The organism is Stenotrophomonas sp. BR163 (genome assembly GCF_047520985.2).
In the GTDB taxonomy this organism is placed as follows: Bacteria; Pseudomonadota; Gammaproteobacteria; order Xanthomonadales; family Xanthomonadaceae; genus Stenotrophomonas; species Stenotrophomonas sepilia.
This window is the reverse complement of the sequence record NZ_JAXBRE020000002.1, coordinates 1-16799: the sequence shown is the minus strand read 5'-3', so window position 1 is coordinate 16799 and position 16799 is coordinate 1. Positions and strand designations below refer to the sequence as shown.

At 64.8% G+C, this 16799-nt stretch carries 12 protein-coding genes and 4 pseudogenes; 6 read left to right on the top strand and 10 right to left on the bottom strand.

Annotated features, from left to right (window positions below; genetic code table 11):
* Positions 1-21: 21 nt before the first annotated feature.
* The 8 genes and pseudogenes from ACM0PY_RS01425 to ACM0PY_RS01390 all read right to left on the bottom strand — a co-directional run bounded on the left by ACM0PY_RS01425 (position 22) and on the right by ACM0PY_RS01390 (position 7323).
* On the bottom strand, positions 22-1254 hold the full coding sequence (locus ACM0PY_RS01425) for a HAMP domain-containing sensor histidine kinase (RefSeq protein ID WP_134972030.1): 1233 nt from the start codon (positions 1252-1254) through the stop codon (positions 22-24).
* Entirely contained in the window at positions 1251-1925 is a 675-nt protein-coding gene (locus ACM0PY_RS01420; RefSeq protein WP_019659910.1) for a response regulator transcription factor, read from the bottom strand. The genes ACM0PY_RS01425 and ACM0PY_RS01420 overlap by 4 nt, the downstream gene beginning before the upstream one ends.
* 117 nt (positions 1926-2042) lie before the next feature.
* Positions 2043-2264, bottom strand: a pseudogene (locus tag ACM0PY_RS01415) (nuclear transport factor 2 family protein); the annotation flags it as partial.
* A 72-nt stretch (positions 2265-2336) separates the two neighbouring features.
* A complete protein-coding gene (locus ACM0PY_RS01410) occupies positions 2337-2684 on the bottom strand; it encodes an RcnB family protein (RefSeq protein ID WP_021204235.1) in 348 nt (115 codons plus the stop codon).
* Positions 2685-2819: 135 nt separating this feature from the next.
* Positions 2820-4256 (bottom strand): efflux transporter outer membrane subunit, encoded by a 1437-nt coding sequence (locus ACM0PY_RS01405; RefSeq protein ID WP_180886159.1) that lies wholly within the window; start codon positions 4254-4256, stop codon positions 2820-2822.
* Complete coding sequence (locus tag ACM0PY_RS01400; protein ID WP_180886157.1) at positions 4253-5137, bottom strand: HlyD family secretion protein; 885 nt, start codon at positions 5135-5137, stop codon at positions 4253-4255. The genes ACM0PY_RS01405 and ACM0PY_RS01400 overlap by 4 nt, the downstream gene beginning before the upstream one ends.
* 1 nt (position 5138) lies before the next feature.
* Entirely contained in the window at positions 5139-5348 is a 210-nt protein-coding gene (locus ACM0PY_RS01395; RefSeq protein WP_005416886.1) for a DUF1656 domain-containing protein, read from the bottom strand.
* A gap of 4 nt (positions 5349-5352) precedes the next feature.
* Complete coding sequence (locus tag ACM0PY_RS01390; RefSeq protein ID WP_258013460.1) at positions 5353-7323, bottom strand: FUSC family protein; 1971 nt, start codon at positions 7321-7323, stop codon at positions 5353-5355.
* Between the two features lie 70 nt (positions 7324-7393).
* On the opposite strand from ACM0PY_RS01390, the gene ACM0PY_RS01385 reads away from it, so the two are divergent.
* Positions 7394-8188, top strand: a complete 795-nt coding sequence (locus tag ACM0PY_RS01385; RefSeq protein ID WP_180886188.1) for an AraC family transcriptional regulator — start codon at positions 7394-7396, stop codon at positions 8186-8188.
* A gap of 35 nt (positions 8189-8223) precedes the next feature.
* On the opposite strand, the pseudogene ACM0PY_RS01380 reads toward ACM0PY_RS01385, so the two are convergent.
* Positions 8224-8352 (bottom strand): annotated as a pseudogene (locus ACM0PY_RS01380) (alpha/beta fold hydrolase); the annotation flags it as partial.
* 278 nt (positions 8353-8630) lie between these two features.
* Here ACM0PY_RS01380 and ACM0PY_RS01375 point away from each other — a divergent pair.
* The 4 genes and pseudogenes from ACM0PY_RS01375 to ACM0PY_RS01360 all read left to right on the top strand — a co-directional run.
* Positions 8631-12940 (top strand): annotated as a pseudogene (locus ACM0PY_RS01375) (RHS repeat-associated core domain-containing protein); the annotation flags it as partial.
* 439 nt (positions 12941-13379) lie between these two features.
* Positions 13380-13595, top strand: a complete 216-nt coding sequence (locus ACM0PY_RS01370; RefSeq protein ID WP_049413534.1) for a hypothetical protein — start codon at positions 13380-13382, stop codon at positions 13593-13595.
* Positions 13596-14089: 494 nt separating this feature from the next.
* Positions 14090-14479: a hypothetical protein gene (locus ACM0PY_RS01365; RefSeq protein ID WP_069138359.1), complete on the top strand. Its 390-nt coding sequence runs from the start codon at positions 14090-14092 to the stop codon at positions 14477-14479.
* 241 nt (positions 14480-14720) lie between these two features.
* On the top strand, positions 14721-15107 hold the full coding sequence (locus ACM0PY_RS01360; protein WP_134972021.1) for a hypothetical protein: 387 nt from the start codon (positions 14721-14723) through the stop codon (positions 15105-15107).
* 19 nt (positions 15108-15126) lie between these two features.
* Here the strand turns inward: ACM0PY_RS01360 and ACM0PY_RS01355 are convergent.
* A pseudogene (locus ACM0PY_RS01355) lies at positions 15127-15363 on the bottom strand (hypothetical protein); the annotation flags it as partial.
* 414 nt (positions 15364-15777) lie between these two features.
* Here ACM0PY_RS01355 and moaA point away from each other — a divergent pair.
* A complete protein-coding gene (gene moaA / locus ACM0PY_RS01350) occupies positions 15778-16758 on the top strand; it encodes a GTP 3',8-cyclase MoaA (protein ID WP_235646684.1) in 981 nt (326 codons plus the stop codon).
* Positions 16759-16799: the final 41 nt, after the last annotated feature.

The following is a 16799-nucleotide window of genomic DNA, read 5'->3' as shown; positions in this document are numbered from 1 at the left end:
CAGGCGCGCGTCAGGAAACCGTCAGATGGGCCACTCCAGGCTGAACCGGCAGCCCTGCTGCGAGGAACGCACCGTCATCCTCCAACCCAGGTGCTCGACGATGCGCTGCACGATGGACAGCCCCAGTCCCTCGCCTCTGTGCGGGCTGCCGGGCACGAAGCGCTGGAACTGCTGTGGGTCGATACTGGAGGGCAGGCCGGGTCCGGTGTCGGCGAAGGTGAGTGCGGTGTCGTGGAGGGTGATCCTCACTTCGCCCCTTTCGGTGTACTGGCAGGCGTTGCGCAGCAGGTTCCAGATGACGCTGTGCACCAGTTCCGCATTGGTGTCCAGCACGGCATCATGCCGGGCATCAAACGCAACGATCACCGGCTTGCCGGAAATCCACGGTTGGCAGCGCTCCATGCAGGATTCGATCAATGGGCGCAGGGCCACCTTGTCGCGCGGCACGGAGCCTGGGGTACGTGAGAGCAGCAGCAGGCAGGACAGCTGGCGCTGCATCTCCTGGGTAGTGCGCAGGATACGCTCCGCGCTGGGGACCAGGTGGCTGTCGGACGGAAGCTGGCAGGCAAGGGTTTCCGCAGCGCCGCCGATGATGGCCAAGGGCGTGCGCAGCTCATGGCTGGCATCGCCGCTGAAGCATTGCTCGCGATGCAGGAACCGTTCGAGCTCATCACTGTGCCGGGCGAAGGCACGGGCGAGTACACCGATCTCGTCGCGGGCGTCCTGACAGGGAAAGGGCTTCCGCCCGCTCTGCACGGCATCGGCCAACTGCGTGATAGGCGCGATGACGTGCGATGCCACCCTGCGACCGATCAGGAAGGCGCCGAGCACGCAGATCGAAATGACCACCGCGGCAAAGGCATTGATCAGGTGTTCCAGGTAGCCATAGGGTGCAGCGTCCTGCAGCAGGTAATAGCGCTGGCCGCCACTGTTGAATACACGCAGGTGCCACTCGTCGGGTCCTGCTTCGCCGTGGTAGCCCAGGCCGTACTGGCGCAGCACCATCGGCACGCTATGGCTGTCGTACAGCTGGCTGCCCGGGGGCAGGGCGGGGCGCTCGCCACGGGCCAGTGCTGCCTGCAGCTTGTGCACGGCACTGTCCTGGGTCCGGGCGATGACCGCGGCCCTGACCTGGTCGTAGTCCACCTGTTCGGCCAGGACGATGAAGCCCATCGCGCCGGCCATCAGCAGCACGAACGAAATCGTGATGCGGGTACGCAGGGCCAGGCGGCGGTAGAGAGCGGCAGGGGTCACGCCGGCATGCGCCAGCCGACGCTGTGCACCGTGGCGATCAACGTGGTGTCGAAGCTGCGGTCCACCTGCAGGCGCAGCTCATGGATGTGGGTACGCAGCGCGCCGCTGTCCGGTGGTTCGTCGCCCCAGACCAGGTATTCCATCTCCTGCTTGCGCACCACGGCCGGGGCCGCGCGTACCAGGCACATCAGCAGTTTGTGCGACGTAGGCGTCAGCGCGATGCAGCGCCCCTGTCGCCAGGCCTGTGGCGAGCGCGTATCTACCTGCAAGTCCTTCCACGCCAGTACGCTGTCGACCTGACGGCCCTGGGCGCGTCGCACCAGGGCCTTGATCCGCGCATCCAGTTCCTTCAGCGAGAACGGTTTGACCAGGTAGTCATCGGCGCCGAGAGCCAGGCCCTGCACGCGGTCCTCCACCGGATCGCGCGCGGTCAGCATCAGGATCGGCACCGGGTTCTGGAATTCCCGGCGCAGCTTTCGGCACAGCGTCATGCCATCCAGGCGCGGGAGCATCAGGTCCAGCAGGATGGCGTCGTAGTCGTGCTGCGTGGCCCGGCGCAGGCCGCTGGCACCGTCGCGGGCGTCGTCCAGCACGTAGCCGATAGGCTCAAAGAAAGCGTACAGGTTGGCTACGAGCTCGGGGTTGTCTTCGATGATCAGCAGGCGGGTCATGGCGTGCGTCCTTGCGCGTGGCCGAACTGTGCCCGATCCCTGACTGATTGCCAATGCGCATGCTGAATGGATCGCGGCCTGGGTTCGGCCGCGTCAAGCGACGCTCAATGGGCCGGCATCTTCGGAAACGAACTGCCAGCCGATATCTTCCGGTTTGTCCGAAAAGAACAGGCTCATGTAGGTCGGCTTGTCCTTGTTGATCAACGAGGTGCGGAACGATTCGACCACCTGTTCGATGGCATTCACATCAGCTGATGATGGGCGCTGGCTTGCATGGGCCGGCAGGCCTGCAGCGAGGCACGCAGCGAGAAGCGCGTTCTGGATTCCGGTGGTTCGCATCGTTCATGACGGCCTTCGTAGGGTGGAAGCGCCGCCGGGGCCACGGCTACAGGGCCCCGGCGCGCTCCGCATTCAACGATGCAGCGCGTCGATGATCAAGCCGGTCGCGATCTCCACCAACAGGTACTCGGTGTCGGACTGGCGCACCCAGCGCTGGCCGCGACCCGGATTGCGCAGGTCATAACGCGCGTAATCGTCCACCCAGTAGCGGCGGTCCACTTCGGCCCAGGGCAGGCGGTCGCCACGACGCCAGGCCTTCTTCTGCCAGCCCGGCGGCGGCGCATCGCGGTTGTGCGGGCCACCTGCATGCGGCGGCGGGCCGTTGCCGCGGGCGTGGTGCGGCGGATCGGCGAAGGCTGGGGCCGCAGCCAACGCGGTGGCGGTGGTCAAAGCGATGGCAAGCAAACGTGTGGTCTTCATGGAAGTGCCTCCGTCATGGCCGCAGCATGCGGCGCTGTGGCGGGAATATAGGGCAGTCAGTGTGAATGAATACGGGTTTGGGCGGCACTTTTCTGAACAGACTGTGCGGCCTGCAGTCACTGTCAAGGCACGGGGTTACTGGGCCCCGCCCTGCGCCGAATCCGTCGTGATCCAGCCGCCGCCCAGTGACAGGAACAGATCCATCTGGCGATCGACCCGGTCCGCGCGCGATGCGGCCAATGCGGACTCCGCATCTGCCAGTGCGGCCTGGGCCGAAAGCACATCGAGAAAATCGATCCTGCCGAAACGGTAGAGCTGCTGCGCCTGCCCCGCGGCCCGCGCTGCGTCCCCACGCGCCTGTGCCAGGCTGCGCTCGCGTTCGAGCTCCTGCGTGCAGGCAGAAAGCGCAGTCTCGGTCTGGCGCAGTGCCTGCAGCACCGCGCCGTCAAAGGAAGCAAGAGCGGTATCTGCATTGGCACCGGCCGCTGCGATGCGGGCCTTGGTGGCGCGGCGGTTGGGCCAGTGCCATGACAGCAGCGGCCCGACGCTCGCCCCGAAACTGTCGGCGGAAAGCAGCTGCCCTCGCATGCCCGCCGTGCCCAGGGACGCGCCCAGGGTGACCCGCGGATAAAGTTCCGCGGTCTCTACGCCGATCATCGCCGTGGCCGCGGCAAGGCTCCGCTCGGCAGCACGTATGTCGGGGCGCCGCTGGAGCAGTTGCCAACCATCACCGACCGGCAGCGCCTGCTCCAGCTCCGGGGGGCCTGGGCAGGCTTCGGCCTCCCTGGGATAGTCCGCCGGGAGCCTGCCCATCAATGCGGCCAGTTCGAACAGTGCGGCCTGGCGTTCCGCCAGCAGGTGCGGTATCCCCGCCGCGCTGCGGTTGACGGCGGCACCGGCACGGCTGACATCGAAGTCCGTTCCGCGCCCTCCGGCAGCCAGGCGTCGGGTTGCCTCCAGCGTGGCGCGCTGCACCGCCAGCACCTGCCGGGTTGCAGCGAGCGTGTGATTTCGGGTGCATACCTGGAGATAGGCACGGGTGACGGCCGCAGCGACGACCACGCGGACCTGGTCCCGCGCCGCAGCGACGGCCTCGGCGTCCGCGTTGGCGGCTTCGATGGCGCGTCGGATGCCACCAGCAAGATCCAGTGGATAGGAGAGGTGAAGGCCCAGCACATACGACTGCGGCGCGGCCGACGCCTGGGTGTAGCCACCGGCATGGGTGAGCGTGCCCGATGCATCCACGTCGGTTTGCACGGCCCCGCGCGCGCGGTACTCCAGCACGGTAGCGCTGGCGCGCCGAAGGTTGGCATCGGCGGCGCGCAGGTCGGTATTGGCCGCCAGTGCTTCGCGTACGTAGGCGTCAAGCTGAGGGTCGCCATACAGTTGCCACCATCGATCCGGTGGCGCGTCGTGGCTGAACGATGCCTCTTTGCCCGAGACGAACGCCTGTGCCGCGCGTGTGGAGGCAGCGACGGCATTCGCAGGCAGGTGATAGTCGGGGCCGGAGACGCAGGCCGTCATCGGCAGCAGCAGGGCAAGCAGCCCACCGCGTAGTGTTCGCAGGCTCACTTGCAGGCTCCCTGTGCCGAGGGCGTGATGGTCACACTCGCAGTGCGACCGACGATCAGGCGGGTATCCGGCCGCGCATCATCAATGCGGATGCGTACCGGGATCCGCTGTGCCAGCCTCACCCAGGTGTACGTCGGCGCCACGGCGGGGAGCAGGTTGTGCGTGCTTGAGCGCTGATCGTCGGCAATGCCGGCGGCGATGGTATCCACGTGCCCGCGCACGTCGTGGTCGTCGCCCATCAGCCGGGCCACGGCGGCATCGCCCTCGGTGATGCAGCCCAGCTTGGTTTCCTCGAAGTAGCCCTCGATGCGCAGGCTACGGCTGTCGATCAGCGCCAGCGCCTGTGCCCCCGGCTGCAGGTAGTCGCCCGCGTGCAGGTCCAGGTTGGTGACGATGCCATCGGTGGTCGCGCGCACCTCGGTGCGTTGCACATTGAGCCGGGCAACGCGCTGTTCGGCCCGCGCCTGCGCCAGGGTGGCCAGCTCGGTATCGACCTTGGCGGCATTGCGTTCGCGGGTTTCCGAAGCGACCAGGTTGCCCAGTGCGTTGTCCCGCGTCGATTCGCGGCGGGCCAGCGCCAGCGTGGCGCGTGCGCTGCTGGCCGCGGCGTCGGCCTTCTCAAGTGCGGCAGCGAAGCGCGGCTGGTCCAGCACCAGCAGCAGCTGTCCGGCGCTCACCCGCTGGTTGTCGTGCACCAGCACCTGGGTGACCAATCCCCCCATGTCCGACGCAACGCGCACCACGTCGGCGCGCACCCGCCCATCGCGCGTCCACGGGCGTGTTTCGTAGCGATGCCAGATGGCCAGTGCAGCGACGACGGCAATTGCGAACACCACCAGGGTTGCGCTCCAGCGCCCGATGACAGCAAGCGTGTTTTTCATATCATTTCTCGAACAGGGGCGCGAGCCGGATCATCAGCTCCGCCAGGATCACGAACAGGGACAGGCCCACCAGTGGCCACGCGGCGAACAACCGGTACAGACCGAGGCTGGCGAGGAAACGTGAGGTCAGTACCGACAGCGCCAGCGCGGCGACGGCCACCGCAAGCAGGCCGGGAATCAGCACGCCGTCAATCGAAAGATCAGGAAGCATGAGGTCAGCGCCGGTGGGTGAACAAAGGTACGAGAAGGTCGCGGCGCAACCCGCAGAGCAGGTGCGACAGATGCTCCCGATCAGCCCCACTGCTGGTAACCACTGCTTCGCGCATTCGGTCCAGCAGTTCCAGAAGATGGGTGTGGCCACTGCTTGGCGCGCGAGTGCGCATCCTGAAATGTGCGGCGATGCGCTCGACCAGCGCGGCGTGAAGCGACTGGGTGCGCGGATCGTCCAGGCGCCTGCCCAGTGCGCGGAGTTGGCTGGATGCACGTGCCGCACGAACCTCCGCAAACAATGCCCGCAGGTCGTGTCCCGCGCTGGAACGGCCCTGCAGCCTGGGAGCGAGCAGCCCGATTCGATCCAGCATGCGGCTGAGCCAGGCGCGTGTCACATCACCTTGTCCGGCGGCGTGTCGTGCGATATCCCGACGGATCGAATGCTCCAACCGTGCGCGGTTGCGGCCCGCGTCGGCGGTCTGGAGCAGCTGCATGCTGCACAGTGCCACCGTCGTACCCACGAACAGCGCAACGCTGTTGTTGAGTGCGCCGACGATGTTGACCGAATTGGTCGCGCCCAAGCCTGCGATGATCGGGAAGGTCAGTACCACGCCCAGGGCGGCCATGATGAAGGGCGGCCGGGCCAGGAACGATCCGCACAGCAGCAGCACCGGCGCGAGCGCGGCAATCAGGCCGGTGATATCGGACAACGCGGGGAAGATCAGCAGACCGTAGAGCAGGCCGACGGCCACGCCGATGCACGATCCCACCAGGTAGCGCATGACATGCGGTGCCGGCGCTTCGATCGTGCCGAACAGCACGCACGCCGTGCCGACGATGGACACCGCCGTGGCGCCCTCCGACCAGCCGGTAACGATCCACAGAACGCAGCTCAGCAGTATGCCGACGAACGCGCCCAGCGCGCTGCTCAGGGCAAGCCGATGATCCCGGTGAAGTACCGCACCCTGCACATGTCGCGCAAGGCGGGCAGGTACATGCCGACGCCAGTCGGGGCGGGCAACGTACAGTTGTGCCTGCAGCACGCGGCAGTCGGCGTGGGCCAGGTCGAGCTCGGCCTGTTGCGCGACCAGCCAGGCCCGCAGCAGATCGCGCCAGCCTGTTGCATCCATGGCGCTGGCCTGTGGTGAGCGCAGCCGTGCGATGGAATCTTCCACCGCGCTGGACAGCAGCAGGACGTCCAGCATCCGGTCATGCACGGCGCGCAGGATCTGCACCTGGGTCACGCCGTGGGCGCTGTCGAAGGGCAGGTGGATGGACAGCACATGCAGCTCGAGCAGGTCGGCGGCCACTTTCGAGCGGTCCGTCGCCAGCACCGTGTCCGATGCACCGGCGCGCATGTCCCGTGTCCATCGTTCCGCATCATCCAACACGGCAGCAACCCGTGCGTGCACGCGCGACGAAACCCGGCGCGGCAGCACCAGCCCATGTACCAGCGTAGCCGCCAGGATGCCGATGGCGATTTCCTGCACCCGCGTGATGGCGACGGTGAACACGTCTCCCGGCACCATCACCGCAGGAAACCCAATCAGGCTGGTGGTATAGCCGGCCAGCAGGAACGCATACGCACGCGGCGTGCGGTCGAGCATCGCCAGATACAGGCACAGCGCCATCCACGTGGCGAGTGCGGCGCTCAGCACCAGGGGGGCATTGGCGAAACGTGGCACCAGCACGACGGTGGCGACGGCCCCGCCCACGGTACCCAGCAGGCGGAACAGGCCGCGGCTGAGGGTCGCCCCGGACAGGGGCTGCGATACCAGATAGACCGTGCCGATCACCCAGAACGGGCGATTCAGACCGATCCTTAGAGAGACATACAGTCCGAGCGACGCTGCGAGCAGGCATTTGAGCGAGAACAGCACCGCCTCCTGATCGGTCCTGAGGGTAGGGCTTTTCAACCTGGCGAATGCCTGGAACACGCGGGGACGGGCAGGGGTGGGGGAGTGCATGCGGCTCATGCTAGTGATCGGCCGCACTGGCGAATTTCGCTACAATGACAGCCAATCGCTAAAACCGGTCAATGTGAGAATGGCTCGCATTTCGCTCCCCGGCTTTGACCTGGACCCGGACGAGACCGATCGCCCGGCGGTCGCCAGCCGCCTGCAGGTGGCTGAGCACGACGCGGAAATTCCCGTGCATGAGCACCGCAAGGGCCAGCTCATTCTTGCGCTGCATGGCGCGGTGACCTGCGAAGTGGCCAATGCGTTGTGGATCGTGCCGCCCCAGTGTGGCGTCTGGATCCCGGGCGGCATGCCGCACAGCAATCGCGCCACCGCCAACGCGCGCCTGTGCTACCTGTTCGTCGAGCCCGGCGTCGTCGACCTGCCGGCGCAGTGCGTGACGCTGGGGATCTCCCCGATGCTGCGCGAGATGATCCTGCACCTGGCCGACGCGCCGCTGGACTATCCGCATGGCAGCCACACCGACCGGCTGGCGCGGGTGTTGCTGGACGAGCTGGTACAGATGCCGGCCGAGCACCTGTCGCTGCCGGTCAGCCCTCACCCGAAGGTGCGGGCGTTGGCGGCGGCGCTGTCGGCGGATCCGGCAGATCGCAGCACCATCGGCCAGTGGGCCGTGCGCCTGGCCCTGGGCGAGCGCACGTTGACCCGGCTCATCGAACGGGAAACGGGACTGTCCTTCGGGCGCTGGCGGCAGCAACTGCACCTGCTCATCGCCATTCGGGAACTCGCCGCCGGTGCACCGGTACAACGCGTTTCCGAGACGCTGGGCTATGAGTCGGTAACGGCCTTCATCACGATGTTCAAGAAAGCGCTTGGCCTTTCCCCGGCGCGGTATTTCGCGGTTCGGCTGCGCGGGCAGTAGCGGGGAACAACGGGCGAAGCCGTTGCCTGGAACTGCTACTTCGAGGTGTCGGAGACCGATTGAATCGCGGCCACCACCGCAGCGGGTTCCTCGCGCTGGAGGGTGAGGCCGGTTGCCAGGTAGCGGTGCGAGCCGCGCGTGAAGCCCGGGAAGAGCAGGGCGTGTGTGGGAGATTGTGCTGGTAGTTTTGTGAGCTATGAACACGGACTCCCTGTAGAGGAAGTCATGGGAGCCCGGCGTAGGCCGCTGAATGGCCACCGATGCTTGAATCTGTGACCGGTTACGCGACTCCACACTTGAATGTGCAAGCGTCCTCGACGATAAGGGCGGCATGTGGCACTGCCGCATTCCGGACCAGGGACGATCCGATGCACGACGCGTGGGCTCAGCTCCGCGTTCTCGTTCCCGCCGGCGCTGTGTTCGTCCAGGAAGGAGAACAGGGATGTTGGAACGACTGAAGACCCTCTCGCGTGCCGCGCTGGCGATTGTTGCCCTCGGCTGCTTCGCCCCTGCTGTGGCGCATGCGCAGGAAAGCAAGATTACGTGGCGCATTTCGCAGCCCGGCGGCAATTCGACGCAGTACAAGACCCAGCAGCAGGCGGTGCAGGCGATCAAGAGCCTTCCCGCACCCAGTCCATTCCCGCCGGAGTTCCAGTTCGGCTGGCAGTCTGTCGACAAGATCAAGTCGAAAGTTGTGGACTTGAACGGCAATACGTCGATCACCTACTGGATGGGGAAGTCGCAGCCCTCCGACCCGGACTGGTCCTACATAGGGCGTGACATATTTCCGACGGAAGAGGCGATGGTTGCCGATTTTCTTGCGGACGAACAAGCCAGCAATCCCGTGTGCCCCGGTGCAGCGGTAACTCCGTCAGGCGAGTGGTTTGCAGCTTCGCCCGATCAGGAAGGTGTCATCGAGTCGCGCTACTACGATCTGACTTCCATGGCTGGCAACAACACGGCTGAATCACCCTGCACGCCGTACACCGGAACGGTGGCGGTCGCGCGTACCCGGCGCTTGAACTGCCCGATTCCCCTCACACAGTGGTCCAACAAGCACAACGCCTGCGTCAGCGAAGAATTCGTTGCGACCATCACATCGAAGTCGCAGAAGTGCGACAAGGACGGCGGCAACGGTAACTGCCCCATGTCCCGCAACGATACAGCGGCGAACATGAGTCCGATTCCCGACAAGGACCCGGCCTCCAACGGCGGCACCTGCGACGGCAATGTCGGCAACCCATGTGATGTCAAAACGGGCGAGAAGTACGAGATCGCGCCGGACTTCGATCTGGGCTGGATCGCGCTGACGCGCTTCTATCACTCCGGCATCTCCACCTCATCCGGTGGCTTCGGTTATGGCTGGACCCATTCGCTGGGCGCCCACCTGGCACTGGATGGCGTTGACAGTGTGGGCATCATTGAAAGTACCGGTTTCCAGCGTGCATTCAAGAAAATCGGGCAAGCCTATGAGGTGGACGACGACAGTGGTGACCGTCTGGTCCAGAACGGCAACTGGACACTGTACTCGGCGGATTCCATCTCTACCTTCGGCGTGGACGGGCGTCTTGCAGCCAAGCGCTTCCAGGATGGCACGTCGCTGACCTACATCTACGACGACAGCGATCGCCTTGCGGCGGTCACCCACAGCAGTGGCCGCACACTGGAGTTCGTTTACCAGTCCAACGATTATGAGGCGCTGATCAGTTCGGTGCTGGTCGAAGGCATTGCGCTCGCCACCTATACCTACACGCCGCAGAACCAGGTCGCCACGGTGACCTATGCGGGTGGTGGTGTGCGGACATATCACTACGAGAACCAGGACTTCCCCCAGCACCTGACCGGCATCACCGCCGAGGACGGTCGCCGCTACAGCACCTTTACCTACGATTCCATCGGTCGTGTGATCTCCAGTCAGCATGCCGGCGGTGCCGATGGCGTGACACTGGCCTACAGCCCCAATGGTGGTGCGGTGGTGACCGACGCGCTGGGGCGGCAGACCGATTACACCCTGACACCTGGCGGCGACACCGCGCCGTCGCGCAAGGTAACCGGCCTGACGGATTCGCAGGGAACCGTCAGCCGGACCTACTACGACCAGAGTGTCGACTTCCGCCGGCGCCTGGATACCTACACCGATCGCCGCGGTATCCAGACCAAGCACACCTATGCGCAGGGTTCCGATCCGGTGAGCGGTCGTGCCGTCAGCATCCATACCGTGACCGAAGCGTTCGGCCTGCCCGAGCAGCGTGTGGTGACCACGGCGCGCGACGTCGAAACCAATGCGGTCCTGACCACCCGGATCGGTAGCCGCGAAACCCGCACGGCCTTCAATTCCCGACGCCAGCCGACGGCCAACACGGTGACGACACCGCTTCCGGTCAGACGCGCATCACCAGCTACACGTACTGCGAAGCCGCTGATGTGGCAGCGGCAGGCAGCTGCCCGGTGGAGGGGCTGCTGAAGAGTGTGGATGGCCCGCGCACGGATGTGGCCGATGCCGTTACCTATGCCTATTACTCGGCGGATGATGCAGGGTGCGCGATCGGAGGTGCCTGCACCTATCGCAAGGGCGACCTGCGCAGCGTGACCAATGCGCTGGGCCAGACGGTCGAGACTCTGGCCTACGACGCGTTCGGGCGGCCGTTGTCGGTCAAGGATGCCAACGGCGTGGTCACCGACTACACCTACCATGCCCGCGGCTGGCCAACCTCGGTCACCGTGCGCGGCGCGACCACTGCCGAGGATCGGGTCACCCAGCTGAGCTACTGGCCAACCGGCCAGGTGCAGAGAATCACCGAGCCGGATGGCAGCAGCGTGTCCTACGTCTACGATGCTGCGCTGCGCTTGACCGACATCGAGGACAACGCGGGCAACACGATTAACTACACGCTGGACAATGCCGGCAATCGCCTCAAGGAAGACACGCTGGATACTGGCGGCACCCTGCGCCGTACCCTGGCACGGACGTTCAACACGCTCGGCCAGTTGACCGCACTGAAGGGCGCCGGCAATCACGCTACCGGCTTTGCCTACGATGCCAACGGCAACCCGCAGACCGTGACCGATGCCCTGCAGCGTGTGACCAGCCAGCAGTACGACCCGCTGAACCGCCTGGCCCAGACTCTGCAGGACGTCGGCGGCGTGGCGGCGGAGATCCGCAGCCAGTACAACGCGCTGGACCAGGTCACCCAGGTCACCGACCCGAAGGGCCTGCACACCACTTATGCCTATAACGGCTTCGGTGATCTGACCGGGCAAGTCAGCCCGGACAGTGGCGCCAGCAACTACACCGTGGACGCCGCCGGCAACCGCAAGACGGCCACCGACGCACGTGGCGTCACCGCTACCTATCACTACGATGCACTCAACCGCCTGATCGGCATTGCCTACCCGGACCCCAATCTGGACGTGGGCTACAGCTATGACGTGGCGCCGGCCGCCTGTGCCACCGACGAGCGCTTTGCCAAGGGACGCCTGGGGCAGGTGCTGCATGCCAATGGCAGCACCCAGTACTGCCATGACCGCTTCGGCCAGGTCACCCGCAAGGTGCAGACCGTCAACGGCGTTGCCAGCACACTACGCTATGCTTACAGCAAGTCGGGTCGCCTGAGTGCGTTGACCTACCCCGACGGCAGCGTGGCCGACTACGTGCGCGATACCCAAGGGCGCATCAGCCAGATCGGTCTGACCCGCCCCGGCCAGGCGCGCCAGATCGTGGTGAACAACGTGACCTACGCGGCCTTCGGCCCGGCGACGGGCTGGACCTACGGCAACGGCCGCCAGCTGCAGCGTCCGTTGGATCTGGATTACCGCCCGCAGGCGGTGCATGACCCGGCCGCAGGCGGCCTGTCGCTCGGCTATGGCTATGACCCGGTCGGTTCGATCACCGAGCTGAAGAACGGCACAGGCTCAACGGTACTCGCCAAGTACGCCTACGACGCGCTGGGCCGCCTGACCCAGACCCAGGACGGCGCGACCGGCACGCCGATTGAAACCTATGCCTACGACGCCACCGGCAATCGCACCGCGCTGACCACCTCGGTAGGCACCGCCAGCTACACCTACCCCGCAACCAGTCACCGGCTGACCGCCGTGGACGGCGAAGCGCGCAACCATGACGCAGTGGGCAACACCACCAGCATCGGCGGCAAGACGTTCATCTACAACGACGCCAACCGCATGAACGCGGTGAAGCAGGGCAATGCCGTACTGGAAAGCTACGGTTACAACCACCGCGGTGAACGCGTTCTGCGGACCCCGGCCGGTGGCGCAGCACGGATCACCTTGTACGACGAAGCAGGGCAGTGGCTGGGCAATTACTCGGCCACGGGCCAGGCGCAGCAGCAGGCCATCTGGCTGGACAACTACCCGGTGGCGTTGATCAGCGTGCCGAGCGCCGGCGTGCCGGAACTTGCCTACGTGCAGCCGGATCATCTGGGCACGCCGCGCGTGGTGATCGATCCGGTGCGTGATGTGGCGATCTGGGAGTGGAGCAACAAGAGCGAGGTGTTCGGCAACCAGATCCCAAGTGCCGATCCAGATGGCGATGGTGTGGCGTTCGAACTGGCGCTGCGCTTCCCGGGCCAGCAGGCGACGGATGCGAGTGGGCTGTTCTACAACTACCAGCGGGAATACGACCCTGCAGTGGGGCGGTATTCGCAGAGTGATCGCATTGGACTCAGGGGCGGGATCAGCACATACGGATACGCAGGTGGCGTCCCGTCGTCTTTGATAGATCCACTTGGTTTGTGTCCCTGCGAGTGCGTCGACTACTTAGGCATGACGTTCGGTGTGGCAGACGTCACCTTTGGAGGCTTGGAAGCTGTGAATGGCGCAGGAGCAACCATTGCCGGTGTTTTGTCTCTGCAGCCCGAAGTTGCAATCCCCGGATTCCTGGTAATGGTGAATGGTGGAGCAACGGCGTACGATGGAGTGTCAGCGATACAAACCGCTCAAGATGGAAAGGAAAGAGAATCCATCTACACCGAGGTGGGCGGGGAGTTGCTGGGGCCAGTTGGCGCGAAGACGGGAGAGCTGTTGTCGTTTGGCTTGACGTTCAGCGGTCACCTTAAGGCCACACGGAAACTGTTGCAACGCGTAGCCACTGACAAGGATGCACTGGATGCCATGAAGGCGGTGAAGGATGTTTCGGGTGGGTCCGGGTGCAATTGCAAATAATGGAGATGATATGCATATGCGCAAGAAAATATTTAATTGGCTTGGTTTGTTGTTCTTTGCGCTAATCTTCTTGAGGTCCTCGTCCTATCTTGTATTGAAGGCGTATGCGATTGGCCACCTTGAGAGGGGCGATTATTTTGTAATGTTGCCAATGGCGCTGGGGTCGCTCCTGATCTGCGGCATGTTTATGGCAATTATTATTAAAGGAGTGAAAGCCAATCGGTAAGCTCCGCCTCGGTTGATGCGTACCTGAATGGCTATCGGCGTGAGACGTCGCAGTGCGTACTGAGGATCCGAGGATGCCAAAGGTGAGGTGTGCCGCAGCTGTCATGGCCGGTCTGGTTCTGGCCGGCTGTGCAACATTGGGTGGCGATATGATCGTGCGCGTCTCGGGAAGCGTGCCGCCAGGTCAGGGTGACGTTCGCGCTCTCGATTGTGAGCTGAGCATGCTCGGGGAGGGCGAAGGTGTAGTTTCGTCGAAACCGGTTGGAAGCACATTCTCGGTCCCCATGATGGTCGTTGCAGGGCCGGAACCCCAGAGCTAGCAATTCGCCGTTGAATGCAGGGACGGCCGGAGGTTCGCGTCCAAGCCGGTGCAGATCAGTAGTCGGCGGTCCTATGCCCGGGATCTCAATCTTGGGGAGCTTCAGGAGCGGTGAGAGAGAGGAAGGGGCGACCGGGGTCGCACCTCCGTGGTATGCATCTGACGGATTCCAGTGGATGAATGAAGATTTCAACTTGCTCGAATGGTGTGACGCCACGTTGCTGGCCATCAACATTGACAGGAGCAAACCTGGCGTATGCGACGAGGTAAAGGTCCACGTGCGCTGGCCGGACGGCCGGCAGGCAACCGTCTGCTTCTCGGAAGCCTACGGGTGCTCGGCGCTCATGAACTTCGGCGTACTGGGGGAGGAGGGAATAGAGTTCGCCAGGGTCGAGGACGACGAGCCGGGGCTTGCTCATCTTCTTGATCGTTGGAAGGCGGTCGGCTATCCGTTGTCCGGCCTGAAATGTTTCCGTATCGAGACCACCTCGACCGGAAGCGTAATTCTCATCTACGCCAGGACATGGCGGATCGAGCATCTGCCGATGGCGGGTGCAGTGCGCTGAAGGACATTCCGTGCCCAGATTCCTCACCCCCGACAAGGTCTCCCTCATCCGGCGGAAGGCGCCTGAGAAGACCGAGCGGAGATGTCCTTGGGGTCATGATTTTTGGCCCTGCGGCGACGTTGGCTGCCACACTCTGCAAATTGGGGCCTTGATGATGAGGATCCTGACAGCACTACTTCTGATTGGAGTCGGACTTGGATTCTCTGGCGGCGCACGGGCTGTAGGAAAGCGGCCCTTCAAGATGATCCAGTTCTGCGTGCATGACCAGGAGGGCGTGAATCGGTTCAAGCAGACCCTCAGCTCTATCGCCAAGGACGAAGGAATGCAGTACTTCGATGGCAGCGCTGAATTGGATCGCCAGCTTGCCAGGGCAAAGGTGGACGTGAAGCGCCCTGTCGTCTACGTCGGAGTGAAGCGGGAAGATGGCTCAGGACTGGAGGCGGGGAACCTCGGATTGGATCGTTTCGAGATAGCTATCGGCTTCTCTGAAGGGAAGATGCCCGCCGAGGCACGGTCATTTTCTGTTCGCGTCGAACGCACCTTGGCCGAGCGCTGGAAGGTACTCGCGATTCCCTCGGCGAAGGGCGCTACGCCGCTGGCATGTCGGGTGGAAGGCGGTTCTCGCTGAAGGGCATTGCGCATGGCATTCACCCTTCGGGCTGCAACCGCCCCACCGCCTGGGCGCACAACGACTGGCAGGCCATGACCAATCCCTCCATCACCCGGTCGCCCACGTACTGCCCGGGTTCGCCGTTCTGCCGGGTGCGTTCCGCCGCCAGCAGCATTTCCAGCACCACCCGCAACCCGGTTAACGCACAATCGGCATCGGCCAGGGCCAAGCAGCGCCCGGGCAGCTGATGCCGCTCCGGTTGCCAGCCGGCGCCACGCTAAGGTGGCGCCGGCTGGCAAGCGCATACATCAACATCAACTCGGGTGTTCGAAGCCCGGCCACCCTTTTCCGGTGGCACGCCATCTGAGCCCCTGGCGCTGTGCAATGCCAATCAGATGAGTTGCAAACATCACTCGATTGGAGACGCTTTTGACATTGTCCTACGCTGTTAAGCCCCGCCAGTGCTGGCTGGCGTAGTGATCCGCCCGCAACGTGCAATCTGCGACAGGTGTCGAGGTTGTCACGGCGAACGGGACGGGCGGGGAGGGCCTATCACGACAGGCGGTGCCAATTCAGCTGCGGGCTGTCCCGGGTTGACGCTTTCAACGCCCCAGCGCACTCTGCGGGCTGGGGTCGACAACCCGTTCAGGGGCAGGGCTGCAGGGTGGTACCAGGAGGCGGAACAGCCATGAGCCAACTCACCGACAGCTTCGGACGCAGCTTTCCGTACCTGCGCTTGTCGCTCACCGAAGCCTGCAACTTCCGGTGCAGCTACTGCCTGCCCGACGGCTACCAGGCCGATGGCCACCCGCGTTTCCTGCAGGTGGAGGAGATCGGCCGCCTGGTGCGGGCCTTTGCCGCACTGGGCATGAGCAAGATCCGCCTGACCGGTGGCGAGCCCAGCCTGCGCAAGGATCTGGACGAGATCATCGCCACCGTGGCGGCGGTGCCGGGCATCCGCAAGGTGGCCATCACCACCAATGGCACGCTGCTGCCGCGACGCTTGCCGGGTTGGCACCGGGCCGGGCTGACCGCGCTGAACGTGAGCATGGACAGCCTGCAGCGCGAGCGTTTCCACACCATCACCGGGCACGACCGCCTGCCGGAAATCCAGCAGGGCCTGGCCCTGGCGCAGGCGTTGGGCCTGCAAGCGATCAAGCTCAACGCGGTACTGCTGCGTGGCCTGAACGACGACGAGCTGCCGCAGTGGATGGATTACCTGCGAGACCGCCCCTTCAGCGTGCGCTTCATCGAACTGATGCGCACCGGCGACAACGAAGCCTATTTCCAGCGCCACCACCTGCGCGCCGATCGGGTGATCGAGCAGCTGCTGGCCGCTGGCTGGCACGAGCGCCCGCGCGCCGCCGATGCCGGCCCGGCGCGCGAGTTCGGCCACCCCGACCATCGCGGCAGCATCGGCATCATCGCCCCGTATTCGCGTGACTTCTGCAAGGGCTGCAACCGCCTGCGGGTGACCGCCAAGGGTGACCTGCGGCTGTGCCTGTTCGGGGAGTTCGGCGTGCCGCTGCGCCCGCTGCTGCAGCGCGACGAGGACCACGACGCGCTGCTGGCACGCATCATCCCCCAGCTTGGCCTGAAAGCGGCCGGGCATGGACTGCACCAGGGCCAGACCGGGCTGACCCCGCACCTGGCCTCGATCGGAGGATGAGCAACACGATGAGTGGGGAATTGAATGCGGCCTTCCACATG